The sequence below is a fragment of the Exiguobacterium sp. LL15 genome (genome assembly GCF_024436095.1).
In the GTDB taxonomy this organism is placed as follows: domain Bacteria; phylum Bacillota; class Bacilli; order Exiguobacteriales; family Exiguobacteriaceae; genus Exiguobacterium_A; species Exiguobacterium_A indicum.
In genome coordinates, this window is sequence record NZ_JANFNX010000001.1 from 1,593,259 (window position 1) to 1,617,431 (window position 24,173).

General features: G+C 45.7%; 24 protein-coding genes and 1 other RNA gene. 7 read left to right on the top strand and 18 right to left on the bottom strand.

Annotated elements, in window-relative coordinates:
* Window positions 1-394: 394 nt before the first annotated feature.
* The 6 genes from NOM72_RS08390 to rnpB all read right to left on the bottom strand — a co-directional run bounded on the left by NOM72_RS08390 (window position 395) and on the right by rnpB (window position 6,227).
* Entirely contained in the window at window positions 395-2,128 is a 1,734-nt protein-coding gene (locus NOM72_RS08390; RefSeq protein WP_255998776.1) for a hypothetical protein, read from the bottom strand.
* A 331-nt stretch (window positions 2,129-2,459) separates the two neighbouring features.
* Entirely contained in the window at window positions 2,460-2,585 is a 126-nt protein-coding gene (locus NOM72_RS08395; protein WP_255998778.1) for a hypothetical protein, read from the bottom strand.
* Between the two features lie 195 nt (window positions 2,586-2,780).
* Window positions 2,781-3,242: a hypothetical protein gene (locus tag NOM72_RS08400; protein ID WP_255998780.1), complete on the bottom strand. Its 462-nt coding sequence runs from the start codon at window positions 3,240-3,242 to the stop codon at window positions 2,781-2,783.
* A 34-nt stretch (window positions 3,243-3,276) separates the two neighbouring features.
* Window positions 3,277-4,290: a hypothetical protein gene (locus NOM72_RS08405; RefSeq protein WP_255998782.1), complete on the bottom strand. Its 1,014-nt coding sequence runs from the start codon at window positions 4,288-4,290 to the stop codon at window positions 3,277-3,279.
* Between the two features lie 306 nt (window positions 4,291-4,596).
* Window positions 4,597-5,742: a THUMP domain-containing class I SAM-dependent RNA methyltransferase gene (locus NOM72_RS08410; RefSeq protein ID WP_029341397.1), complete on the bottom strand. Its 1,146-nt coding sequence runs from the start codon at window positions 5,740-5,742 to the stop codon at window positions 4,597-4,599.
* 111 nt (window positions 5,743-5,853) lie between these two features.
* Window positions 5,854-6,227, bottom strand: an RNA gene (gene rnpB, locus NOM72_RS08415) — RNase P RNA component class B.
* Window positions 6,228-6,361: 134 nt separating this feature from the next.
* Between rnpB and NOM72_RS08420 the strand changes: the two genes are divergently transcribed.
* Entirely contained in the window at window positions 6,362-6,805 is a 444-nt protein-coding gene (locus NOM72_RS08420) for a hypothetical protein (protein ID WP_029341396.1), read from the top strand.
* Window positions 6,806-6,852: 47 nt separating this feature from the next.
* On the opposite strand, the gene NOM72_RS08425 is transcribed toward NOM72_RS08420, so the two are convergent.
* The 4 genes from NOM72_RS08425 to NOM72_RS08440 all read right to left on the bottom strand — a co-directional run bounded on the left by NOM72_RS08425 (window position 6,853) and on the right by NOM72_RS08440 (window position 10,476).
* The gene (locus tag NOM72_RS08425) at window positions 6,853-8,196 is read right to left on the bottom strand and encodes a S8 family peptidase (protein WP_255998784.1); all 1,344 of its coding nucleotides are present in this window, start codon (window positions 8,194-8,196) and stop codon (window positions 6,853-6,855) included.
* A 49-nt stretch (window positions 8,197-8,245) separates the two neighbouring features.
* The gene (locus NOM72_RS08430) at window positions 8,246-8,659 is read right to left on the bottom strand and encodes a hypothetical protein (protein WP_023467922.1); all 414 of its coding nucleotides are present in this window, start codon (window positions 8,657-8,659) and stop codon (window positions 8,246-8,248) included.
* Between the two features lie 59 nt (window positions 8,660-8,718).
* Window positions 8,719-9,411: a hypothetical protein gene (locus tag NOM72_RS08435; protein WP_023467921.1), complete on the bottom strand. Its 693-nt coding sequence runs from the start codon at window positions 9,409-9,411 to the stop codon at window positions 8,719-8,721.
* A 69-nt stretch (window positions 9,412-9,480) separates the two neighbouring features.
* The gene (locus tag NOM72_RS08440) at window positions 9,481-10,476 is read right to left on the bottom strand and encodes a potassium channel family protein (protein WP_235147642.1); all 996 of its coding nucleotides are present in this window, start codon (window positions 10,474-10,476) and stop codon (window positions 9,481-9,483) included.
* Between the two features lie 68 nt (window positions 10,477-10,544).
* Here NOM72_RS08440 and NOM72_RS08445 point away from each other — a divergent pair, with 68 nt between their 5' ends.
* The 3 genes from NOM72_RS08445 to NOM72_RS08455 all read left to right on the top strand — a co-directional run bounded on the left by NOM72_RS08445 (window position 10,545) and on the right by NOM72_RS08455 (window position 11,998).
* Window positions 10,545-10,772, top strand: a complete 228-nt coding sequence (locus NOM72_RS08445) for a DUF1659 domain-containing protein (RefSeq protein ID WP_023467919.1) — start codon at window positions 10,545-10,547, stop codon at window positions 10,770-10,772.
* 36 nt (window positions 10,773-10,808) lie between these two features.
* The gene (locus NOM72_RS08450) at window positions 10,809-11,015 is read left to right on the top strand and encodes a DUF2922 family protein (RefSeq protein WP_029341392.1); all 207 of its coding nucleotides are present in this window, start codon (window positions 10,809-10,811) and stop codon (window positions 11,013-11,015) included.
* An 89-nt stretch (window positions 11,016-11,104) separates the two neighbouring features.
* On the top strand, window positions 11,105-11,998 hold the full coding sequence (locus NOM72_RS08455) for a hypothetical protein (RefSeq protein ID WP_255998787.1): 894 nt from the start codon (window positions 11,105-11,107) through the stop codon (window positions 11,996-11,998).
* A gap of 99 nt (window positions 11,999-12,097) precedes the next feature.
* Here the strand turns inward: NOM72_RS08455 and NOM72_RS08460 are convergent, their stop codons facing one another.
* The 5 genes from NOM72_RS08460 to NOM72_RS08480 form a co-directional block, all read right to left on the bottom strand.
* Window positions 12,098-13,168: a hypothetical protein gene (locus NOM72_RS08460; RefSeq protein ID WP_255998789.1), complete on the bottom strand. Its 1,071-nt coding sequence runs from the start codon at window positions 13,166-13,168 to the stop codon at window positions 12,098-12,100.
* 12 nt (window positions 13,169-13,180) lie between these two features.
* Window positions 13,181-13,999: a hypothetical protein gene (locus NOM72_RS08465; protein ID WP_023467915.1), complete on the bottom strand. Its 819-nt coding sequence runs from the start codon at window positions 13,997-13,999 to the stop codon at window positions 13,181-13,183.
* On the bottom strand, window positions 13,996-14,676 hold the full coding sequence (locus NOM72_RS08470; RefSeq protein WP_255998792.1) for an ABC transporter ATP-binding protein: 681 nt from the start codon (window positions 14,674-14,676) through the stop codon (window positions 13,996-13,998). Before NOM72_RS08470 ends, NOM72_RS08465 begins: the two co-directional genes overlap by 4 nt.
* Before the next feature lie 299 nt (window positions 14,677-14,975).
* Complete coding sequence (locus NOM72_RS08475) at window positions 14,976-15,398, bottom strand: hypothetical protein (protein ID WP_023467913.1); 423 nt, start codon at window positions 15,396-15,398, stop codon at window positions 14,976-14,978.
* Between the two features lie 147 nt (window positions 15,399-15,545).
* Window positions 15,546-16,220, bottom strand: coding sequence for a CPBP family intramembrane glutamic endopeptidase (locus NOM72_RS08480; RefSeq protein ID WP_023467912.1), 675 nt, complete (start codon window positions 16,218-16,220; stop codon window positions 15,546-15,548).
* Between the two features lie 107 nt (window positions 16,221-16,327).
* On the opposite strand from NOM72_RS08480, the gene NOM72_RS08485 reads away from it, so the two are divergent.
* The 3 genes from NOM72_RS08485 (at window position 16,328) to NOM72_RS08495 (ending at window position 18,513) form a co-directional block, all read left to right on the top strand.
* Window positions 16,328-17,011 carry a lytic transglycosylase domain-containing protein gene (locus NOM72_RS08485; protein WP_023467911.1) on the top strand — a complete coding sequence of 228 codons (684 nt, stop codon included), beginning with the start codon at window positions 16,328-16,330 and terminating at the stop codon, window positions 17,009-17,011.
* A 15-nt stretch (window positions 17,012-17,026) separates the two neighbouring features.
* On the top strand, window positions 17,027-17,608 hold the full coding sequence (locus NOM72_RS08490) for a DUF1643 domain-containing protein (protein ID WP_035397944.1): 582 nt from the start codon (window positions 17,027-17,029) through the stop codon (window positions 17,606-17,608).
* A 104-nt stretch (window positions 17,609-17,712) separates the two neighbouring features.
* On the top strand, window positions 17,713-18,513 hold the full coding sequence (locus tag NOM72_RS08495) for an SMI1/KNR4 family protein (protein WP_255998796.1): 801 nt from the start codon (window positions 17,713-17,715) through the stop codon (window positions 18,511-18,513).
* Between the two features lie 75 nt (window positions 18,514-18,588).
* Here NOM72_RS08495 and NOM72_RS08500 read toward each other — a convergent pair whose 3' ends face one another.
* From NOM72_RS08500 to NOM72_RS08510, 3 genes are all read right to left on the bottom strand, one after another.
* On the bottom strand, window positions 18,589-20,964 hold the full coding sequence (locus NOM72_RS08500; protein WP_255998798.1) for a glycoside hydrolase family 31 protein: 2,376 nt from the start codon (window positions 20,962-20,964) through the stop codon (window positions 18,589-18,591).
* Between the two features lie 153 nt (window positions 20,965-21,117).
* Entirely contained in the window at window positions 21,118-22,641 is a 1,524-nt protein-coding gene (locus NOM72_RS08505; protein ID WP_023467907.1) for a cardiolipin synthase, read from the bottom strand.
* A 111-nt stretch (window positions 22,642-22,752) separates the two neighbouring features.
* Window positions 22,753-23,874: a GTP-binding protein gene (locus tag NOM72_RS08510; protein WP_255999191.1), complete on the bottom strand. Its 1,122-nt coding sequence runs from the start codon at window positions 23,872-23,874 to the stop codon at window positions 22,753-22,755.
* Between the last annotated feature and the right edge of the window lie 299 nt (window positions 23,875-24,173).

Genomic DNA, 24,173 nt, shown 5'->3' on the forward strand with positions numbered 1-24,173 from the left:
ATGTGGTCATCGATACGTTGGAGATAGCGCTTGAGAATCGAAACTCCCAAAGGGGTCATCCTTCATTCGGATCAAGGTAGTTTTTACACATCATATGCCTTTCAAGAATTCGTTAAGAGGAATCACCTAACAAGTAGCATGTCTCGTAAAGGAAACTGTTGGGACAACACAGTTATTGAATCGTTCCCCACTCTAATTTAAAGCCTGAGGATTTCCAGTACGTCAATTTTAATTCGCTAAGAGACCATAAGGTCTCTGAACGCGTTATTAATTACTTAAACTATTATAACTAAGAACGAATCCAAAAAAAATTAGGCTATCTGACACCGAAAAAATACGGTATCAGATAGCCTAATTAAAGTATTTTATATTTGTATCAGCTACCTCAGTCTAATCAATTAATCTTTTTCAGAGCGTATATATTAACTAGTTCATTTAGTTCTAAATATTGATCACTTCCAATTCTATTATTTTTCCAGGCTCTCTCAATCACCATTTTTAATCCTTTTTTAGATGAAGATTTGAAAATAACTCTATTTTTTTTATTATTTATATTAGTTTCACTAATAACGTAGTAATCATTTAAAAATTCAATACTATACGCCATCAAATTTCGCTCTCTTGAAGAATAAGAGGTAATTGATAAAGATACCAATATTATACTTATAATTAACTGTATGGCATGAATTATTCTAATCGCGCTAGGCAAACTCCAATAATCTTCGGAAACTAAATGATTTACTTTATCTAAATATGTAAGTGGAAATGAAACGTTAAAAAAAGCAACTCCAATAGAATATTCAATATTTTCAATATATATTGATAGTAAATTCATAGGTGTAAATTCTTTCAACAAAATGATTTTAGAGAACAAATATAAAACACTTGATAATAAAGTAACTTCAAATAAACTATAAATAACTAATTTTATTCTTGACCTATTTGATAAATTTGTTTTTTTAATTTTAACTGTTGGCTGAATATCTCTATAAAAAGCATGGCCAATCTCAATAGATCTCATTATCAATCTAAATAATATTAGAATAAAGAAAACTTTAAGGATTAAATCAATTGTTGAATTTAATAAAGCATTTGTCTTTAAAAAAATTATAAAAATATAGGTTAAAGGTATAAGAAATAAAGAAACGAGAAAATTTGTACTGTTTCTCTGTTTTACTACTTCCCCAATACTATTTGAGAGGTGGATTGGATCTACAATAAGATCCTGGTAATTTTTTTTTATTCTTTTTTCTAACAAAATATTATTTAAATTTAAATCTTTCAAAAAAATCATAAATATTCGTTTACTATTTAATCTGTAATTTCCGCTATTTTTAATATTTATTTTTGTTTTTTCCAAAAATTCTTTTCTTTCATCATCTTTTAGTGAATTTAAAATACAATCAAAAATGTATTTGTTTGTAATTATCTGTTTATGCAATTTTGCCGATAAATATTCTAGATTAATAATTTTTATAATATTCGAAATAGTTGCAATAAATATTAATAACATTAAATTTACGAAAAAATGAAGAAAGGGAATCTGAATAATATTTAGTAATTTAGTAGGAATTACTAAACCAATAGAAATAAATAATGAGACAAAGAAAACAATTCTTTCATAATTATGAAATAAATCATTCAAATTTACATTTAAGTAATTGGTAAAAAAATATTCTTTTTTTAAATTGACTATATATTTAATAGAAAATACTATTAGCCAAATTAAAAATGGGAAAACATAAATGTAATTGTAAGCGTTCTTATAATTAACAAATATAGAATTTAGAATTAACATTACAAAAAATGTTGCTATATGCCATTTTAAATCACTTACTTTTATTCTTTCAATTAATGACGAAATATAGAATTTAGTAATTTCAATTTTTTGCGTAGTTGCTAATAAGCTATATAATAAAATAGAAAAAGTTAAAATTAATAAAAGTAAAAATTCTCCTATAAAACCAACACTAAATATTTCAGAAACTCTAATATGATTTCTATTTAGCACATGAGTTATTTCTTTATTTGGATTTTCAAAAAAACTATAGCTAAGTATACTAACGATTATAAAAAAAACTATATTAATTAAAACAGCATTAGTAATTGATTTTTTATTAAATACCATGAAATCACCTATTCAATAGTTTCTTTATTTATAAATTAAATTAGTTAATTTTCTCCTTTAAAAAAAAATGCCCAATTAAGCAGTTTTTAAAAGGAGTTTATTATTCGTTTCAATCCCTTAACAATATTATTGAAAACTTTCAATTTTTATTACGCCTACGGACGTTTCCAACGTAAACCATAATATTGATTAAACTGAAAACTTTGATGTTCCTGTTAAAGTGCTTACAGCGTTTCGTCGCAAGGCGACTTTACGCTTTTTCTAACTGAATATACGACGTGATCATCTAGATATTATAGTATGGGAATTATTTGCATAATGTTCCAATTCATCAGTACAACTGATGGACTTCACGAGCATCCTCAGGACGTTCACAATGCGGTGGATTCCCGATGATGACGCCGTAGCCTTTCTTCGGTTTGAAGTCTGCTGAGTCGCGTTGCATCACGTTGATCACATCGCAGACGTCTAGGAGTTCTCAATTACTTTTCGCAACTCCCCTTTCACTTCATTCGAATATACGTTTTTACCCGTCGCAAAAAACCTCCGATTCAAATATCAGTATTTTTTAAAATGCACTACCCAAAAAATGTTTTATATTGTCTTAAGATTTTAGTTTAGCCTAGAACATCATGTAAATTAAAGTATCTTTTTAATCATTAGAATTCTTAATTTCATTTCTTATAACTTTCTGCATATCGAGAACGTTAAATATAGATGAAATAAAGAACAATACTCCTATCATAAAAGTAGCCAATTCCAATTTTGCTACAATAACTGATCCGTTCAACTGTGTAATAAACATACCCGTTAGTGAGAAAATTAAGGATATCACAATTGTAAAAAGGCTTATGGAAACTGATACATAGTATGGGGAGGTGTAGCCCATCCTCTCAAGTGTACGCATTATTTTTTGACTTGATAATCCAATAATGATTCCATATGTGGTAAATGAAAAACCGCCGAACACAGAAGATAGTGTAATAATATCTTTATGAAAATCTTTATCAGGATCAATCAAAAATAAATCAGGTTTTACAAAAACACCAATAATTATAGCTATACTAACTAAACCCAATATTATATTTGAAGCATTTCGTCTGAATTTCACCATGATATCCCTCCTAAAGTGAAAGTCAAGAAACATGTTAATTTAATTCTGCTAATGCCTCTAATAACTGTTCCTCAAAGTAATTAAATAAAATTTCTGTGTATGGGCGTGTGGGTTCTAACCTATGCATCTCAGCCACTTCTGCATAATTGATGTCTCTTCTTGTTTTTAAAGTAATGTTATCATCTAAAAAAGAATATTCAGCTTTTCTTTCTCCTTCATCTTTTACGCCTGCTCTACCTTTTGCATTATTATCCACGCCTCTTATTAGATCTGAAATTCGATTAAAAAATCCAATCTTTTCTTCATAACCAGAATCTTGTAGAAGAGATTGATCACGCCCTACAGATGCAATTTTTAAAACCATTTTTGTAGTCCCTTGATTTCGAATTCTTAAAGCATCATTTTTATCTATATTAATATGAGCGAAAAATGTATCATGGGGTACTTGAATTTCATATTCGAGGGTTGAGATTATCTCTTTACGTGCTATTGAATTTAACACTTCATCGTTTGTCATTTTTGCCATATTAACTTGATAATTTTCAAAACCTCGAACTCGATAAAATAATTTGTTCATTTCTTCAATTTGTGGAGCACCTTGCTCCCTAAAAAAAGCACAAATCATATTTTCAAAATCAATTACAAAAAATGTTGTAGCTTCAATTTGTTCTCCTTCTTCTCTAGCGATTTCTCGGCTCCTTCTTGTACGACGGTTTCTTAGATGCAAATATGTGTCTATATTTTTACCTATAAGCCCAAAAACATGTTCCTCAGTTACATTTATTACTTCCAAGAAGATATCACCATTCTCTGCTCTGTTAGTAAATAAATGTATACGCTCATCTAATGTTGTATCTTGTTGTTCTACTTCTTCTGCAATCTCATCTAAGGCTGCAGCTGCAGATTGCTCATCTTGTCTGTTGCGATATGGTAAACCATTGATGAATCTATTTAACTGATTTCTTGCTCTTTGGGAAGAAACTGTTCGTTGAATATTGTCATCATAACTGTAAATATTAAAGTTGTAAAAATATACTGTTTTAGACATTAGATACCTCCAATATAATTATCTAATATATAGATACTATAAATTATAATATCATCAAACCAACTTTATCCTTTTGTTAAGCTAAGTATTCAAAAAATCGTTCGTCAAAAATCGACACTACTCGATTGTTATCATGATAAAGTATATATATTCTTACACACCTGTTCGAAGGTTCTCGAAAGATGCTCGCCTCATTACTAGACGACAAAAAAACCGCTCAACCGAGCGGCTCATGACATTTTGCTGAAAAAATACAAAAGTGGGAACTGAGTGTGAACTCGCGGTCCGTCACCCTCAAAAAATGGCTTAAGCCTGCGGACGTTTCCGACGCAAACCATAGTATTGGTAGAACTGAACTTCGATGTTCCCGTTATAGAGCTTCCGGCGCTTCGTCGCTGGACGACCGTACGCTTTTTCGAACTCAACATACGACGTGATCATATAGACACTGTAGTATGGGAATTCTTTGTACGCCGTTCCAATCTTACGGTACAACTGATGGACTTCACGTGCGTCCTCCAAACGCTCCCCGTAAGGCGGGTTCCCGATGATGACACCGAAGTCTTCCTTTGGTTTGAAGTCTGCAGCGTCGCGTTGCATGACGTTGATCGCATCACGGACGTCTGCGAGTTCTGCGTTCGTTTTCGCGAGCTTGACCATCTCTGGATCGACATCGCTTGCGTAGATTTTCAACGGTTTGTCCCACTCTGCTTTTTCGTTCGCTTCGTTGATCGCATCGAACCATGCCTTCTTCGGAATGCATTTCCATTCCTGTGAGACGAACTCGCGGTTGATCCCTGGTGCGATATTACGCCCGATCATCGCTGCTTCGATCGCCAGTGTACCTGAACCGGTGAAGACGTCGTAGAGCGGCATATCCGGCTTCCAGTTCGTCAGCATCAGCATCGCTGCTGCCATCGTTTCTTTGAGTGGGGCTGCTGAGTGGAATTCACGGTAGCCGCGTTTGTGCAGCGCGTCACCTGACGTATCGATCGTTAATGTCGCGATATCTTTTAACAAAGCAACTTCAATCGGATAACTTGCGCCGGTTTTTGGCAACCATTCCGTTCCTTTGTTGTACTGTTCTTGCATGTGCGAGACGATTGCTTTCTCGGTGATCTTCTGACAGTCACGGATCGAGAACAGCTTCGACTTGACCGAACGACCGTTGACGATGAAGTTCGCATCCCACGGCATCAACTCGTGCCACGGCAGTGCTTTGACTTGATCGAACAATTTTTCGAATGTCGTCGCGCGGAACTCAGCAACGACGAGTTTGATCCGGTCCGCTGTCCGAAGCCACATGTTCAAACGGGGAATGTCCTCCATCTCACAATCGATGTAGACCTTTCCGTCCTCGACCGTACATTCGTATCCTAACGCACGGACTTCTTTTGCGACGAGCGCTTCGATTCCCATCGCCGCTGTCGCGATGACTAAGCGTTTTGCCATATCGCGTTCACTCCTTTATTGTTTCTTCCACTGAATCGTTTCATTGCAATAAAAAAAGAGCCCAGGGTGGACCTGGACTCTCGTTCAACTTAAAAATAACAGCCTATGTGGTCCTGTAAGCCATGTTCTGTTCCTTAGTGTTTCAAACGGTTTGACCCTCACACGCAGGCGACAATCATCTATCTCCGTATTTGCATACGCTCTCCTTCGCGTTCAGTTCCGCTCCGGAAATTCCCCTACCAAATTTGGGTTTCTCGCTCGTGGGGTTTACCTCGTTCCACCTTCATGGTTTCCCATGAAGCTCCGTCACTGTGGCACCTTCAAGAAGTTTCGGCCCTATCCGAAGACTTAGGCGTTCCTTCTGCCGTCAGCTTGACGCTGCCTACACTTATCTTTTTGTGTAGCACGATCACTACAGCCATCGCAGGCTGTGCGAGCATGGACTTTCCTCAAAGCACCGAAATGCCCCGCGATTGTCCGAACCAACATAGTCACTGCTTATGAGTGTAGCGTAGATGCCGCTTTCCTGCAAGAGGCAATTCTCGTTTTATAAACGAAAAAGTTGCGTCCCTGCCTCATTTCACGGTATAGTACAAGAGTTCAGAAGGGGGCATGCAGTATGAAAAAACGACGCTCTGGTACGAACCGGCGAACGGTTCGCAAGTTGACGTTCCTGATCGAGATCGATGAGATCAAGGCACTTCATCTGCGAAACGGCATCTTCGCCTTCTATCGTCAAGGAGAGCTCATCCACGCGTTCGAGCCGTTCAACGTCAAGGCGCCCGATGCACTCTCAAAACGTAGCTATCATTTCGATCAACACGATATCTTGCTTATGAATGAACGTTTCCCTGAGCAAATCCCGTTGTATGATGAAGCAATGACGTTACGCTCTTGGGCCGACCAGGTCGCTTATGGTTTATACCAATTGATCGATTCCAGTCGCTTGTCGTTCGTCCATGAGGATGACACAGGATACAAAATGGAAGCGATGATCACGTGGACTGGAGAGGCATTAACACCTCCGACGCCCGTCTATAAAAAAGGAAAAGACCCGAAGTAACCTTCAGGTCTCGTACAGCGTTTCCCACTCGGTGGGAGGCGCTTTTTTTATTTGACGGTCAGGAGTCGTTCGACCGTTCGCGTATGGCGTCCACCACTCGTCTTGAATACGAGTTTATAGGACCCTTTTTGTTTCAATTGATACGTGAACTTGTGCGTCCCATTTTTTAATTTCGACTGGGTGAACGTTTTAATGACTTTCCCATCTTTATAAAGACGGGTCGTCGTTTTCGCATTCGAATATTCGTCAAAGTAAAACGCGAATAGTTGATTCGGTTTGACTGTTGAAGGGAGCGACACTTTAGAAATTGGCGCCGGAAGCGCCGCTAACATTCCGGCATTCAAGCGACCGACTCCGTAATGTGAACTTGTATCTCCTGTTTTTTTGGTCGCAGCAGCATACAGTTTACTGCGCATCGCTTCATTCGTGACGAATGGATTCTTTGATTTCGCAAGCGCCAATACCCCGCTGACGACCGGTGTTGCCATCGATGTCCCGTCTAAGTAACCATACTTATTCCCAACGATCGTTGAATAAATCCCTTCACCCGGTGCCATGATGTTAAGTCCTTTGCCGTAATTCGAGAACGTCGACGCTCGACCGAGTGTGCCAACAGCCCCAACGGCGACGACTTGACTCATCGAACCTGGGAAGAGCACTTTATTGCGCCCATCATTCCCCGCTGCTCCAACGACAAGGATGTTCTTCGCTTCTGCTTTTTTGATTGCTTCTTCCATGTAGGGATCGAATTCATATTGTCCGAGCGACAGGTTGATGACGTCTGCTCCCTGCTCGATCGCATACAAAATACCGTCACCGATATCAATCGACGCAGCAAAGTCACCATCGAATACGTCGGCTCCGATCAATTTAACACCGGATGCGACACCAACGATCCCTTTCCCGTCTTCCCGTGCCCCGACGATCCCAGCGACATGCGTTCCGTGATCATCCGGTTTACGGATGCCCGAGATCGTCGTCGTTTTATAAATGACGTCCTTGAACTCACGGTGTTTCGTATCGATTGCGTCATCAATGATTGCAACGCGGATATCCGACTTACCACGGCTGTACTTCCAGTAAGTAGGGATCCGTGACTGATCGAGATACGTTTGCTGGAACTGGGCAGAATCCGTCGCTTTCTTGACGTCCGTGATCGGAATCAAGTCGGCATCGATATCCTCTTCTTCGAGATGTGCAAGTGGCTCGACGAGAGAGAATCCTTTTTGTTTCAAGGCACGAATCTCGCTCAGTCCCTGATTCGCCAACCAGCTTTGTTTTTGTTGTTCTGTAAAAGTTGGGTCGTATTGTACGTATTGAGACTGCGCAAAGGCAGACGTTGGCATGGCGACAATTGTCGCTAGCGTGAGTAGTGCAAGTTGCTTTTTCATGGGAACCCTGCCCTTCTCTGTTTACGCGCCGACCGAAGAATCGTCTGGACTAAAGCGGAACCGTACCGTCCGGTTCTTCGCTGACTTCAAAAGGAATGATTTTTCCGATCGTCACGTAAGCATAATAGCGTGCAAGGACCGCACGCCAACGCGTTGCATCGATGCCTGTCAGATCTTCACCTAACGGGGACCCGTCGAACGTCTCGAACTGTTGGCAAAAGAACGCTTCCTCTTCTTCATGCCACGTTACTTCTTCGCCGATGAACCCGGTCGAAAAGCGGACGAAGTCCGCAATCGAGGGTCCAATCACTTCTGCCGGCAAGCGTTCGCTCATCCGTCCGACCAGTTCATACCGGTCGCGTTGTGCTTGTTCCGCTTCTTCAATCGAATGACACAGCAGCACTTCACGATTTATTTCTACTAACACGACATAGTCACCACTCGGTAAATTGACGTGAATCATCCCTACACCCCTTGGATTGGATTCGTGCGGCTTCTAGGTGTCATTTTTTCTTCGATAATTTATAATGTCCATTTTCGATCAAAGGTTAATTCAATCGGCTCGTTATCTTTCGACTTTAACATAACGACCCGTGTCGTTTCAATTTGATCGAGGAGATCCGCTTGACGAAGAGACTGAATTTCCTTCGATGAACCGGCTTCAATCCGGTCTCTGTACGGGGCAAGCAACGCTTGTTGATTGCTCGCGAGCGCGTACCAGGCAAGTCGAGCGAACGGCTCATCCTTTGCTGTCTCGAGCGCGTAGCTCTCGAAGATATCTGGAAGATAACTGCTAAATTGATCAAGCGCGTCGATGCGTTCTGCAACGTCGAGAATCGTTAACCAACTCGGGAGCGACAGCAACGATTCACTTGACCACCAGTCGAGTAAATCGACATGTTCTTTAAGTAATTGCTGTGCTTCTGGTCGATCGATCATATGTTGTAGGGTCTGGATGAGTTCGTTCCAGGCAAGCGACCAGTATTCTTCCGATGGATTAGCTGAAAGGAAGAATTGACGATAGACCGTCAGCAATTCCGAAACGTCCGTTAATGGTTCGACTTCCAATCGCTGATTAAAACGGCTAACTGCTTTTGTAAAATAATTTGGTTCAAGCGTTAATGCCATATAGAGTAATTTTGGTGCGTTTTTAATTTCGCCTTGATCGACCGTCTCGAATAATTCTTGAATCCATTCTGGTTGTGGTTGTGTCATAATCCTTTTCCTCCGTCCAGTAAATTTGTTTACTATACCCGAAAAAAGATTAGTTAAATCCTTTCTTCCCTAAATCGCTCCAATTCGATTCGCCGTCTCTTCTGAGCAAAGGACGATCAACGTCCCGTTTTTCGGAATCGTTTCATCAAGTCGCCGATTCAAATCAAGCCGTTTCCCGTCGGACAGAATCGTCACCCCTTCTTCTAGCAAGGCATGAAACGCATCGCGGTATGTCGCCCATTCCGGTCGCGTCGGAATCGAGAACATCCCTTCACCGTCTTTCGTCAACAGATTCGTCACGACCTTCGTCACGCCAGGATGATGGGACGCGAGGATCGCCATCCGGGCAATCGTCTCGTCACCAAGCAACACCTCATCGACCTTGACCTGTTCAAAGCTGTCGAGGTGTTCTTCGAGCATCATCTCGACGATCGTGTAGATGTTCGGATTCGCCCGTTCGATGCTTGAAGCGATCAACAGTGTCCGTCCGTCAGCATGGACCGGGGGAATCGAATGATCCGCGAGAACGATCGCACGGACCGCCTTTTCGATGTGAGCTCGCTCGAGCGTCGACGTCAGCGCCGGATCACCACAGACGTAATGGAACCGGGGGTGGCTGAATGGCTCCCGCTCTAGGTCGTCGACGAGGACGACATCCGTATGTTCGAGCAATGACTCGATGACGTGCTTCGAACGCCGACTGTATCCGAAGACGACCGTATGTCCTGTTTCCTTCACTTGTAACAACCCTCTTTCCTTTTGATTACGAATCAACTGGACACCATCGACCAGTTTTGAGATCAATCCACCGACGATCCCGATCCCGAAGATGAACACGAAAATCGTCAGAATCCGACCGGTATCCGAGTTCGGGAAGAAGTCACCGTATCCGACCGTGACGACGGTCGTCATCGTCCAGTAGACAGCGCGGAAGTAGGACCCGAACGTCTCCGGCTCAAGCGCATACATGATACCCGCGACACCGAAGACGAAGATCAACGATGCATATCCGAGCGTCCGCATCCGTAGAAACGAGACTTTTCGTAAAAAACGTAACCAGACCATGTTTTTTTCATTCCTTTCGAACAATCCGGTCTCTTCCCCTGTCAATAAGGGCGAAGGAGGTGATACACATGACACAAGCAGAAGAGATCAAGACGAGTCTCGTCATCGTCTTCGAGCGGAAGGACAAGGTGACAGCGAACGGTGATGCCGTCGTCGCTCGCCGCCGCTACAACGGCTTACGTTCGAATCTTCCAGCAGACGTCGTCGCTTCGATCGGGCAATCGATCGGCAGCTTACTCGACGGACGCTATGCGCTGACGGAAATCAGTCGTGACTACGCTTTACTGAAGGCATAACCCATCCTCTACATTTCATGAAAGGAGTGACCATTGATGGAACATACGATCGTCCTGACGTTCGATACGGTGACGAAAAAACCGTATCGCTTACGCATCGCTGGTGCGAAGGAGAATGCGACCGTGGCTGAGATCAAAGCAATCGGTGACTTATTCGTCGCCCATGACCCGTTCATGAACGGTGTCACACGTCTCGCGTCCGCCGAATTGCAAAACAGTTCGGAATCGGCATTCGTCTTGTAAGCTTTTTCAGTCCATCGTCACGGGATTACGTGACGATGGCTTTTTTTTGGTATACTAGAAACATCAACCAGCTGAAAGGAAGTCAATTTATGGCCAAACGCCCACTCACTCCTCGCGAATGCGAACTCGTCGTCTGTAGTCTCTACGTAATGGAACTCATCCCGTTCGAAGGCATCATGGAACGTCTCGAATCCATTACGCTTCGAGACATCATCGGCCCCGTCGCACGTGGTGAATCGACGCGGGAGCAAGCTGCTGACGCGCTTGACCAGTACATCAAGGTCCGACGTCGCCGGTTCCGCAACGTCCCACCGGAACATCTGTGGTCGCTTGACGACCGGATTGAACAAGAGGCACTGCGGATGATCCGCAAACGTTCGCCGCTCTCGGCAGGAGAAAAGCTCCAGCCGAAAGCCATTCCTCATGAAATGGGGGATACAGTCGAGATGAAAGTGACCGAAATCCAGGACCGCAACAACAAAGTGACCTTAATCGGAAAAGTCGGTAACGTCACGTCGAAGCTTCCGGTCGCGAACCGTCAAGCCTATAAGGGCAACAAGACGATTTCCGCCTGGATCACGGGTGTCGAAAAGAAACCTGCCTTACTTCATTTGTCGACATCCGATTACGGTAAACACCAGCCGTCAGAAGACGTCAAGGCAGCGTATGCGACTGCCGTCGCCGCATTACGTCGCTATTTCGAGACGAACGAGCTCCCGACGACCGAAGAAGTCGACCTTGCAAAATCACTGTTCCAACGCATGATCCGTCGCGATCAGAACGATTGGTTCACGGTATACGTCGCGATGGGTCGCCCGCAACTCGATCACGTCCGGCGCTGGGTCAAGGTCATCCAGATGCTCGCCCGCTCCCTGCGTGGTGACGAAGAAGCGACACAACAACTCGCTTCGCAAGAAGATCGCTTCTTCAAGGATGCCTTATTGCGTGCCTGTAAAGCGGCAGAGAAAAACTTCACGTCTTAATGCTTTCGCCTTAACACGTATCGATTCCTAGTCAAAACGAAAAAATAACGCTTCGCACCGGACAACTTTTCCGGTGTGAAGCGTTTTTGTATTCGTTGATCATTGAACTGAAAAATCGTAGATATTCGTTCCTTTTTTGCGATTCGCATCCTTGATTTTTCCCTGATATATCAATTGCTCATGCTTCAAATCAATCACGGACACTTGGAAGCCAGCGTTCGTCTCGGATGAGAGATAAAGCTGCATTTGGTCCGTCGAATCTAACCAATCAGTCTTTTTCAAAACAAGCGGACTACTTACACTATGCTCGGATAATCGTTTTGTTTCCAAGTCGAACGTCGACCATTCGATGCGTTTCGTCTCTCCTTCTGGCAGACGGAGTCCAATCAGGTAACGACCATTTGCATAAGGCGTATAACCGATTTGTTGCTGATCTAACTCCTTGATGGACCGAACGCTTTTCCCATCATCAAGGAAATAAGAATGTTTCGTGTTCTCTTCGTCGCCATCAAATGGTTGTTCCGTGTAGACGATCTCATTTTGATGAATTGCTAAAAATTGACGCGCGTTTTTAGGCGCTACTGGTTTTTGAAGAACGATTTCTTCGACTCGGTCGCCTGTTAAATCGAGCACAAGAAGTTTCGTTTTCGTGGGCTGATCGATCCGATCAAGTTGGATGTAAACTTTCATCGCCTGCTTATCGATGACACTGGCTTGTAAGTCAATCCCTGTCTCAAGTTTTGTATCATACTGAAATGTTTTCTCAAACATCTCCTCCGTCTTGAACGTAAACATCTTAAATCGTAATTTATTGTGTTTAATCTGAATCGCATACTCCGATTGTTCATCTCCACTTACATTTGTTTCCATTTTTGTCGTGAATGCATAATATTTGTCTGGTAAATCCGTCATTTTATCTTCACGGAATAGTTGTCCGACGTAAGAGTTTGACTGTTTTTCGATGTCACCCTTTGCGTTGACATCATAAATCGTCGAGCGCATCCCTTTCGTCTGAAGACGTAAATTAAAATTTTCGATTTGCGAAGACTTTCCACTGACGGTCTCAAGCGACAAGTCCGCCCCTTGGATCGATAGTGTATAACCGATGTAGCTTCCGATTGTCATGAGAATGATCAATCCATAGATCAAAAGTTGACGATATCGTTTCATGAAAGTTCTCCTTTAGACGGATAGGCGCGTCTGGACTAACCGCAGATTTTTGTACGACACATATAACGTCAAGAGCACGACGTACCCGAGATAAAATTGCATGTGCAGTTGACTCAAATCGTTCGAAATAGCTGACAACGTCACACCTATCACGATCCACCCGGCAATCAGCGCAATCCCGGTTAATCCGACGAGGAAGAACGCTTTGCTCTTTCGGAACGATCGCTCAAGTAAAACTGTCATGAAAACGAACGAGATGACGATGAATGTCATCAGTAAGATGAATAAAATATCACTCGGATACATTGTGTAGAACAACTTCATGTAGAAGGAGTATTCGTTGATGCTAGCTGTGACTTGTTGAGCATCTGGTAATAACCATAAGTAGAGAGTGCGACTAAGCAACAACAAGACCCACTGGATGCCGATCAGACTAGCGACGACAAGTAAGAGTGTCGTCATCTTCGATGCAACAATCGCCCGGCGTGATCCAGGAAGCAATAGTAGCCGGTAGATGTACTTCGTCTCGCCCATCCAGTCGCGGTACCAAATCCAGAACGCGAACAGGACAATCATCCCCATCGCTAATACAATGATCGAATCGTAAAAATTCGTTGCTTGCGCAAATAACAGCGGACCACCACCCTGCTCGATGGCGTCGAGTTCTGATATCTGTTCGATCCGCATCGTTGCCTCAACCGAGTGCTGATAATCGTAAATCTGATAGAGCAGTGACGCAATTTCTGCGACAATCAATCCTGAAATCAACAAAACCAGTAATTTCGTACTTCGTTTCAGTTCTTCATTCGTTAATAACAACCAACGTTTCATCCTTGATAAACCTCCCGCATCCGGTCCTGGACCGATTGATGATGACGGCCGCGCAGCTCATCCGTCTCTTTGACTTCAACGATCTTTCCGTCCCGTAAGAATAATACTCGGTCAATCACCTGCTCGACCTCAGCGATTTCGTGTGTCGTCATCAGGATGCTTCGTCCTTCCATGAACTCACTTGAGAAAATCCAGGCAATCTGTTCCTTCATGAAGAGATCGATTCCCGCGAGCGGTTCGTCGAGTACTATGTACGGTCGATCAAGCGCGAATCCTAAGACGAGATTGAACTTCGCCTTGTTCCCTTTTGATAAGTTCGCCATTTTATCCGTCGTAAACAGCTGGAACGTCTCTAGTAACCGTTCCGCTGTCTCTTGATTCCAATCCGGATAATGATCCGCCATATACGTGAGCGCTTGTCCGATCGTCATGTAGCTCGGCATCGTCTGAAGATCAGGCACGAATGCGATTTTGTCACGCGACGTTTTACCGTCGACCGTCACCGTCCCGGCATCCACCGGAATCAAACCGAGAATTGCTTTTAGGATCGTTGACTTCCCTTCCCCGTTCAAGCCGATCAGACATGTCACTTCGTTTAGACCGACAGAGAACGTCACGTCACGTAAGACGTGCTTTTTTCGTCCGTATCGCTTTTGTAGCCCTTTCACTTCAAGCACTAGACTTCCCTCCTTGATTACGACCATTGTATTAAGACAATAGTACATCTGTTAACTGTATGGTACATGCCATACAGTCTAGCGTCAACCTGTTTTTTCCTGCTATCATCCAGAAAATGAAAAAGAGCCGGACAATCATGTCCGACTCTGCGAGTATTTCGATTTCGTTTTTGCTATTTAATTTATGAAAGAAGAGACGTTTTGTTCACTCAAAAACGCTTTCTAGGAAAACGATTCGAGATGAACAAAAAAGAGAGGACGCCCTGATGGACGCCCCCTCTGAACACGTGACTGGTACTTCAATAAATATCAATCGTCGACTCCAGTGCCCGGCATGTCCGACGCACGGTCGGTAAGAAGTCGGTCCGTTTTGCGACACCGCCTTCAATCTGGACATGCTGAATGCCTTTCGTCCGCTGCATCGCTGTTAAGACGGTGACCAGCTCGATAAACCAATTCGAGATCAGTTCGACGACCTGTTCGTCAAAAGCGGCAGCGCCATACACATCATACCCGTTCTCGCAGAGATGGTTCGGGAAGCGGGCTTTGAACCGATGAATCAAAGTGTCCGTCGTCGGAATTAAAAATTCGTCATAGACAACACGCTGCTCGGCATCAAGCGTTTGTTCTGTCACACCATCCATCATCAAATGTGGCTGATTGCCGATATTCAATGCCCAACTCGTCTTCTTTCGCTCGCCAGTGGAAGTGATCGTTCGCATGGTTTCATCCATCTCCTTTTGATGTGTAAGCGTTTACCTTCTCATTCTACCTGTCATTTGACCTATTCTGCAACCGTCAACTTGACCAATTTAAACGATAACTTCGCTTGACATTCAGTCTATCAAACTCAACGCTTTTTGACGATGTCAGGAATTAACATCGTCCTTGTAGACGTAGACGGCAACGAGATCAATCAAGACATGGATGATGATCAGCGGCCAGAGTGTCTCGAGCGCTAGATACAAGTAGCCGAACCCCGCCCCGATCAGCCCCGTCACGAGAATCGCGAACCACCCTTGATAACGATGGGCGACCCCGAACAAGATGGCCCCGATCCAGACAAAGCTAACGTCTGAAAACGGTAAAAATAATCCGAGCGTATGAAAGAGAAACCCGCGATAGATCAACTCTTCCGTCACTCCTGCCATCAGCGCGACCATTTGGAACCCGGTTCGCTCCTCTTTTGTTCGCGGCAGAATCAGTCGTTCCGCCTCACTTTGATAGAGCGGCAACAAACGTTTGCGAAACGCTGGAACGGTCGCTGTCAAAAGCAAGACGATACAGAGAAAGACGATCAGTCCGATCGTCGCGTACCAGATTGGTCCACTTGGGACAAAAAACGTCAAGCCGATTTCCGGTAACAGCGTACCGCTGACCAGCGTTCCACCGACGAGCAACAGACATAAGATACCGCTCGACTGGACCATCGAGGGGTAGAATTCCTTGCGTGGGACGATCGTCAAGTCGACCGGTCGGACCGCTGCGATGATTGAAAGGACGACGAGCAATCCGAGTAAAAATCCATTTACGAAGAGATACATGACTTCGACTCCTTTTTTGATTCCACACTCCCGTCACAGAAAGTGCTATTAGACCCTACTAAAATATGATACCATTCAGTGGAATCCTATACAGAGGAGAGAACAATATGCGAAAAGTTTTTCGAATCAGCATCTTGTTCGTACTGTTCGCCCTCATCGTCAGTAGTTTCATCTACTGGCAAAATCGGGAACGTGTTCAAAATGAAATGTATCGTACGTATTATGGACAGCATGGCGTACCTGCCGAGAACATCGACATCTACGAACAAGCCGCGGCACGTTACGGCATCGACTGGAAGCTACTCGCCTCCATCCATCGCGTCGAGACAATCTTCTCAAACTCGTCAGCGATGCAATCGTCCGTTGGCGCCATCGGTCCGTTCCAATTCATGCCGAAAACATGGGTCGGTTGGGGATACGAAGGTGGCACGTCGCTCGGTGACATCGAGCATGACGGCATCGACGTGACGGATCCGGAAGCCATCGAGAAATATGGTGGTCTCGGAGTGGACGCGGACGGCGACGGGAAAGCCGATCCGACGAGTCTCGTCGACAGCGCCCACACGGCAGCGAAATACCTGAACCAACACGATGTTACGAAGACATCAGACCGAGACACGCTCGCGACAGCACTGTTTGAATACAATCGCAGTGAACAATATGTTTCTGACGTGCTCGCCCAATATGATCGTTACCAGCAACATGTCGAGGCGATCGATGCGAACGACCTCGACCTCAAGAAGAAAACACTCGCATTCTTCCTTCGCATCAGCTCACGTTTGACCAATTAAAAGGAGGCACCACCCATGACACCAGCCGATTCTTCCGAACTCTTGATTGAGGAATCGTCGATCCGCGTCCAGACGACGTTTGATCGAGACAAGACGAAACGCTATTTACGAAGCTACATCTTTGACGACATCGCAGAAGGGACGCACGTCGCCGCTTTAATCTACACACCACGGACGACGGATGCCTTTCTCTCTGGAACGACGACACAACGTGCGTACAATTTGATGAAGAAGTATGTCAGTGACCCCGTCAAACAATATGACATCATCAGTTTGATGCCGGACCTGCTCGTCAGCGAGGATCTGCCGTTCGCGCAAGCGAGCTTCGATGAGACGAACTATGAGTTCGTCGCAAAGACACTTGCTGAAGTCAAAGCGAAAAATGGCGTCGTCCTCTGTGGCTGGGGATCGCCTGGTCGACTGATGCACCATTTACCGGCTTACGAGGATCTATTCAATGAATATGCCGACATCTTGTACTGCTCCGGCATCACGAACAAAGGTGAACCGAACCATCTGCGCTTGACGATGGACGATAGCCCGATGATCACGTACAACGACATGAAACAAAAAGCGAAAAAATTGCGTCGTAAATGACACAACAGACCCTTCCATAACGGATAGGGTCTTTTTTGAAACATTTTCCATCAGCTTCGCGTATAATCAAGGTCTACATATTACATAGCAAGGAAGGTCATACGATGCCATTTTGGGATGAAGAATTACAGGAAGAAACGATGATTTCAGTCAAAGAAACAGACATTAAACGAATCGAGCAAGCCGTCAACGGTTCACTCCCCGTCCGTTACCTCGAACAAATTCGGGAACAAAACGGTGGTGCCCCAGAAGCAATGGCCGTGATGGTCGAGTTCAAGAATACATGGTCGGACGAAGAAAGCGGGTTGCACCTCCCACTCCGCTCCATGACGTCATTGACATTCGAACGGTATGTGGACGAATTGTCGGTCCTCCGGGAATGGGATGTCGAAGGAAACGTCATGATGTTCGCGGAAGGAGAAGGTAGCTATTTTTGGTACTTCCACTTCACGGAAGCTGCTGAGCCGACTGTCTGGTGCCTCGATATTTCTGTCGCAGAAACACATTTCGTCGCGGCGACATATGACGAGTGGTTAACGAAGCTGAGTACCGATGTTCCGGAAGTCGTCATGCCGGATGTCGTATTTCTGACGTTACCTGAAATCAAGGACATTCTCCGTGGAGATGACGAAAACGAAAAACTTCTTGCCTACTCCCACTGGATGATTCTCGATGAAGAACAGGAAGAACTCATCGAAGCGTTCATGACACTGATCGAACGAAACAACCAGCCTGATCTCCTCGACTCTTATGCGTATTACCTCATGGAAGTCTTGACGAACAACCCGGAGTTGTTAGAACAGAAACGAGATGACGTCACGACCTTGATCCTCAGTAAAGGTGACGATCTCGATGCAGAAGACTTGCTATCTTGGATGGATGAAGAGATAGACGAAGAGTTATGACCTAAACCATAAAGCCAGTATTCCTCGTCCATACGTATGACGAATACTGGCTTTTTCGCATGCCTATACAATCGTTTAAGACAACATCAACTCAAGCAGACAGTCGACGAGATCCTTCTCGAGTTCGAGTGCTTGCAACTGGTGCATCATGTTGACCGGGTCGAGCTTTTGTGACAGCAGACGGTACAAACGATCCTTCAAATCATAGCTGATTTCCGCTTGGTCGAGGAACGCATACAACCGGTCCATCTTATTCTCGTTCGTCGAGATCTCGACTTGGAGCGACAACGTGATCGTATCGGTCACTTCACCCAGTTCAACGCGAAGGGACTGCGTCGCATGATCATAGACGCCGGTGACACTCTCTCCGTCGCGCTGAACGTATCCTTCACGGACTCCACGTAAGATCAACGTAATCGAGCGGTTTTCGGGTAGCAAGTCACGGTGTCCGGTTGGTGCCGCGATCGTCAACTCACGTGCTTCCCAGTCGAGCGCAAACGTCGTCTCAACGTTGACACCGTCGCGGTGCGCGACACCTGTGCTATCGTCTTCGAACAACGTAAACCGGTTCGATGTTCCCGGGAAGACGACGACTTCGAGATCGTCCGGATTATGCAGGGCATTCGACTGTTCGAGATGACGACCGAGTGGAACGATCGCACCGGCTTTTGCGAGTACGCCTTGGTCTTCGAGATAACGGAACAGACGGATCTGCTTGCCGCCGCGGTATCGGTGCCCATTGAAGAAATCGAACCATTCCCCTTCCGGCAACCACGCTGTCGTCGCCGTCATGTGCAGCTTCCGGTGCATTGGTGTGACCATCGGCGCGACGATCAATTCCGTTCCGAAGTAGAACTGATTCGGAACGTTGTATGCTTGATCGTCTTCCGGATGCTCATAATACATCGGTGAGACGAGTGGCAAGCCGTCAAAGTGATTACGGGCATTCATCGTGTAGATGTACGGCACGAGCTGGTGCCGAAGTCGTAAATATTTCTTCATGACGTTCGCCGCATCGGTCGAATAACGCCACGGTTCTTTCCCGTTGAAGATGCTCATCGTACTGTGCAGGCGCATGATCGGACTGAAGACACCGTATTGGAGCCAACGTGTCGATAACTCGTCATCTTTCTCTCCCCGTTGGTGTCCCCCGATATCATGGCTCCACCATCCATAACCGATGTTCGACGCTGTCGCCGTGAAGTACGGCTGGAATTGGAGTGATGCCCACGAGATGATCGTATCGCCTGAGAAACCAACCGGATAGCGGTGACTTCCGGGTCCCGCGTAACGTGAGAAGATCAACGGTCGATTGCCATCGCGAGCGATATCGAGCGCGTGATAATGATTGAGCATCCAGAGCGGATCAAGCCCTTTCATCTTCGAGTTCGCGCCCTGCTGCCAGTCGATCCACCAGAAGTCGACGCCATCTGCCTCGTGCGGGTGATGAAGCTTCGTGAAGTAGTTCTCGATGAACGTCCGGTCCGAGAAATCAAATGGGATCCGGACATCCGATTCGGGATCGACGCCCATCGCGACCGCCATCGCCTCGTAGGCTTCTTCAAACCCACGCACACCGTCCGCCGGGTGCAAGTTGAGCGTTACCATCCGGTCGTCATCCTTCAACCATTGTAAGAATCCGCGTGGATCCGGGAATAGATCACGGTTCCACGTATAGCCCGTCCAGCCGCTCCCGTACCGTTCCGGGATATCGGTGACGTGCCAGTCCATATCGATGACACTGACCGAGAACGGAATGTCTTCTGTCTTGAAGCGCGTCATCAAATCCTTGTATTCCTTCTCACTATAACGCCAGTAGCGACTCCACCAGTTGCCGAGTACCTGACGTGGTAACATCGGCGTCGGTCCTGTCAGGTGGTAGAAGTCACGCAGTGCCTGTTTGTAGTCGTGACCGTATCCGAAGTAATAGATGTCATGCGTACCGGAGCGTCGCGGTTCGACGAAGTGGTCTTCCGTCAGGACGAAGGCGTTCGAGTCGTCGATCGCCGCGTAACCTTGTCGTGAAAGAATCCCTTCTTCGAGTGGGATGACGCCGTCCGCATGATCAAGCGTCCGTGCCGTTCCTTTTAACGTCCGGAGCGGTCCGCCGAACGTATAGCGGCTGTAGTAGGTACTGAAGTTCCCTAAGACATCGATATAGAGTGTGTTCGCAGCGAACGGTCCCTTCGTATAATGCAGATGGACGTGCTCGGTGATGATTTGCAATTCTTCCTCGTTTTCGACGATGCGGTAAGCAGGTACCGGGAAATCACGATTGAAGACCGTTTGGGTCGGTCGATCCTCGAACTGTCCATCCGCCGCGTACTCGAGTCGAATCATGCGACTCGTCAAGACCGTGAAACGGTAGACATCTCCTTGGATGATGGCGTCTGGTCGTGCTTGTGGTTTCATGTCGCGCGTGTAGAAATGGGATTCATCAATTGTTCGCATACGGGTTCGGGACTTACGCCCCTTTCACTTCCTTCCAGGCTAAGTAGTGTGCAACCGATTACACATCTAGTGTATAAGAGTTCATGTTCCCACTTCAAGGAAGAATGAACCAAAAAAACGTCCCGCACCTGAAAATCGATGCGGAACGTTGCGTCATAATAAGGGTGAAATCAAGCGCGAGAGCGACTCAAAAATGCGGAAGCGGAGCGGACGTTTGACGTAATCGTTCGATGATAACTGAATCGAGACATCGAAATCAGCGATGAAGTCACGCTCGAGCTGTTCCGTACTTTCTGTGTCATACAGGAACGCCATTAGTTCATAATTGAGGACAAAACTGCGAATGTCCATGTTTGCCGTCCCGACGGCACCGATTTTCCCGTCGACGAGAAACAGTTTGGCATGGATGAAGTGACGGTTGTACGTGTAAATCTTGACGCCGTCCTTCAGAAGTGGTCCGAAGTAGGACCGGGTCCCGTAATAAGACGTAAAACTGTCGCCTTTCCCCGGCGTCAGGATGCGGACGTCGAGTCCGGCACGTGCCGCGAGTCGGAGTAGCGTCATCGTCTCATTGTCCGGAATCAAGTACGGTGTCGCAATCCAGATCGAACGTTGCGCTGCGATGATCGCGGCAATCAACGCATTGCGAATCGCGGGGTCCTTTGAGGTCGGTCCGCTCGTGACGATTTGAATCGCCCCGTCTGACGCCACATCATGTTTCGGGAAGTACTGGTGGATTGACTCACCCCCCGCAAACGTCTCCCATGTGTCATCCGATTCGATTTGGGCATAGATCCAGTCGTCGAGGAACGTCGCTTGTAATTCTTTGACGGCACGTCCTTCGAGCCGCAAATGCGTATCACGCCAAAACCCGAACTTCTTACTCTTGCCGTCGTACTCATCCCCTACGTTCAATCCGCCGGTGAAGCCAACTTTTCCATCAACGACGACGATTTTTCGGTGATTGCGGAAGTTTGCCGTGAAGATGAACAAGGGACTCGAGATTGGATCATAGGCTGCGATATGCGCTCCAGCGTCGCGTAGCGGGCGCAGGAAGTTCTCACCGAGCATATAGCTTCCGAGTCCGTCATACATGAACCGCACCGTTACTCCGGCTTCGAGTCGTTCCATCAACGCTTCACGGATTGCCTTGCCTGTCTCATCGTTCCGATAAATGTAGTACTGGATGTGGACATGATGCTGCGCTTGACGAATCGCGTCCAAAATCGCTGGGAACGTCTCTTCCCCGTTCGTCAGGATTTCACTTGCTGTATGAACGTCCACCCCGCCGCCACCGAAGTTACGAATCGTGTTCGCAAGCTTCAAGTGATTCGGTGGCAACTCACTGACAGCAAGCGACCGAACTGGACGAATCGCTTGCTTGAGCAATTTCCGTTCGTCATGCGAACGACGATTCCGACGGCGACGCCGTGGATTCCGACCGAACATCAACCAGATGATGACTCCGAGAATTGGTAAGAAAATCAGAACGAGGAACCAAGCGATCGTTGATTCTGCTGTCCGGTTTTCGATGAAAATGATCATGATGACGGCGAGCGGCACGACCGTCGCTGAAATCGTTAAGACATAAAATAAATAGCCGAGTTGATATAGTCCCCAAATGATGCCACCGGCGACTAAAAATACGAGTGCGAATTGTAAAATCCGGTTGCGCACAGATTTTCCTCCTTCAATTAACATACCTTCACTAGTATTCTTTCCCCATTCACTATGAAAATATAACAAAAAAGAGAAACCGCAGATACGGTTTCTCGAAAGATTGACCTCTTATAAAAATGTTTCTTCGTACATCTCGCGACCAGGAATTGGATCATTCAATGACGCCCAGTCCGTTTCGTCTGCTTGGACGAGACACGCATCGAATAGCGCTTCGAGCTTCTCTTGTTCTAGTCCGATGCCGATCAAGACGAGTTCGGTCCGTCGATCCTCATCTGATGCAAAACGACCAGCGTATTCCATGTTCGACGCATATCCTGCCTGATGGAACAGCAATGCCATCTCGGGACGTGTCGCAAGGAATAAGAATCCCTTCGCCCGGACGACTTCTTGCGGCCAGTCTTCGATCAAGGCAAGCAAACGCTCCGGGTGGAACGGCACGTCGCGCTTGTAGACGAACGAGCTGATCCCATACTCTTCCGTTTCCGGAATATGTTCTTCCGCATTCAACTCACGGATCCAACCAGCACTCGCTGCCGCTTGTTCAAAATCAAATAGATCAACATCTAAGATGTCTGCCGGATCGACTTGACCATACGTCGTCTCGATCAAACGGGCAACTGGATTTAATGCCTTTAGATAACCGATGACGGTATGGCGCTCTTCCGGTGTCAGGCGATCGACTTTATTCAAGACGATGATGTCCGCGAACTCGACTTGATCGACGAGTAGATCGACGACTTCGCGCACGTCTGTTTCATCGACTGCCTGTTTCCGCTCAATCAACGATTCACCAGACTCGAAGTCCTTCAGAAAACGATATCCATCGATGACCGTGACCATCGCGTTGATTTTCGTGACTTGTGATAAGTCGATGGCACTGTCCGGATCTTCGTACGTAAAAGTCTGTGCGACCGGAATCGGTTCCGAGATACCACTCGACTCGATGACGATACCGTCAATATCGCCTTGGTCGACGAGGCGTTTGACTTCAAGTAATAAATCGTCACGTAACGTGCAGCAAATGCACCCGTTCGAAAGTGTGACGAACGACTCTTCCGTCCGCGAGAACCCGCCTTGCTCAATCAATGCCGCGTCAATGTTGACCTCACTCATGTCGTTGACGATGATCGCGAGGCGGCGCCCTTCGCGATTATGTAGTAAATGGTTCAATAGTGTCGTTTTACCGGATCCAAGATATCCAGATAAAACGGTGATCGATATCGGTTGCATCATCATTCATCTCCTAAAACGTAATCATTACGTTTTATAGAGTAACCGACTTTTTACCTGACGTCAATCGTAATGATTTCGATTTATTTTGTTCCCTAAAAAAAAGCCGATAAGCATCGACTCAAGGAGTAGACCGGTCTGACTCCAAAAAAATGACGCATCTTCTCACGCCCTTTCCTCAGGCGAGACACAAGCCAGTTTTCCTGCTTCCTTCAAGCAGGAAAGCGGGTCTTGTTTGTCTCTGACAGCGCATAATGCGCTTTTTCCTGTAGGAGTGGCGTGTGACGCGTCATTTTTTG

What these genes read in the sequence shown, in the direction of transcription:
- NOM72_RS08390 (WP_255998776.1), bottom strand. Translation starts at nt 2,128, where the DNA reads ATGGTATTTAATAAAAAATCAATTACTAATGCTGTTTTAATTAATATA.
- NOM72_RS08400 (WP_255998780.1), bottom strand. Translation starts at nt 3,242, where the DNA reads ATGGTGAAATTCAGACGAAATGCTTCAAATATAATATTGGGTTTAGTT.
- NOM72_RS08405 (WP_255998782.1), bottom strand. Translation starts at nt 4,290, where the DNA reads ATGTCTAAAACAGTATATTTTTACAACTTTAATATTTACAGTTATGAT.
- NOM72_RS08410 (WP_029341397.1), bottom strand. Translation starts at nt 5,742, where the DNA reads ATGGCAAAACGCTTAGTCATCGCGACAGCGGCGATGGGAATCGAAGCG.
- NOM72_RS08420 (WP_029341396.1), top strand. Translation starts at nt 6,362, where the DNA reads ATGAAAAAACGACGCTCTGGTACGAACCGGCGAACGGTTCGCAAGTTG.
- NOM72_RS08425 (WP_255998784.1), bottom strand. Translation starts at nt 8,196, where the DNA reads ATGAAAAAGCAACTTGCACTACTCACGCTAGCGACAATTGTCGCCATG.
- NOM72_RS08430 (WP_023467922.1), bottom strand. Translation starts at nt 8,659, where the DNA reads ATGATTCACGTCAATTTACCGAGTGGTGACTATGTCGTGTTAGTAGAA.
- NOM72_RS08435 (WP_023467921.1), bottom strand. Translation starts at nt 9,411, where the DNA reads ATGACACAACCACAACCAGAATGGATTCAAGAATTATTCGAGACGGTC.
- NOM72_RS08440 (WP_235147642.1), bottom strand. Translation starts at nt 10,476, where the DNA reads ATGGTCTGGTTACGTTTTTTACGAAAAGTCTCGTTTCTACGGATGCGG.
- NOM72_RS08445 (WP_023467919.1), top strand. Translation starts at nt 10,545, where the DNA reads ATGACACAAGCAGAAGAGATCAAGACGAGTCTCGTCATCGTCTTCGAG.
- NOM72_RS08450 (WP_029341392.1), top strand. Translation starts at nt 10,809, where the DNA reads ATGGAACATACGATCGTCCTGACGTTCGATACGGTGACGAAAAAACCG.
- NOM72_RS08455 (WP_255998787.1), top strand. Translation starts at nt 11,105, where the DNA reads ATGGCCAAACGCCCACTCACTCCTCGCGAATGCGAACTCGTCGTCTGT.
- NOM72_RS08460 (WP_255998789.1), bottom strand. Translation starts at nt 13,168, where the DNA reads ATGAAACGATATCGTCAACTTTTGATCTATGGATTGATCATTCTCATG.
- NOM72_RS08465 (WP_023467915.1), bottom strand. Translation starts at nt 13,999, where the DNA reads ATGAAACGTTGGTTGTTATTAACGAATGAAGAACTGAAACGAAGTACG.
- NOM72_RS08475 (WP_023467913.1), bottom strand. Translation starts at nt 15,398, where the DNA reads ATGCGAACGATCACTTCCACTGGCGAGCGAAAGAAGACGAGTTGGGCA.
- NOM72_RS08480 (WP_023467912.1), bottom strand. Translation starts at nt 16,220, where the DNA reads ATGTATCTCTTCGTAAATGGATTTTTACTCGGATTGCTCGTCGTCCTT.
- NOM72_RS08485 (WP_023467911.1), top strand. Translation starts at nt 16,328, where the DNA reads ATGCGAAAAGTTTTTCGAATCAGCATCTTGTTCGTACTGTTCGCCCTC.
- NOM72_RS08490 (WP_035397944.1), top strand. Translation starts at nt 17,027, where the DNA reads ATGACACCAGCCGATTCTTCCGAACTCTTGATTGAGGAATCGTCGATC.
- NOM72_RS08495 (WP_255998796.1), top strand. Translation starts at nt 17,713, where the DNA reads ATGCCATTTTGGGATGAAGAATTACAGGAAGAAACGATGATTTCAGTC.
- NOM72_RS08500 (WP_255998798.1), bottom strand. Translation starts at nt 20,964, where the DNA reads ATGCGAACAATTGATGAATCCCATTTCTACACGCGCGACATGAAACCA.
- NOM72_RS08510 (WP_255999191.1), bottom strand. Translation starts at nt 23,874, where the DNA reads ATGCAACCGATATCGATCACCGTTTTATCTGGATATCTTGGATCCGGT.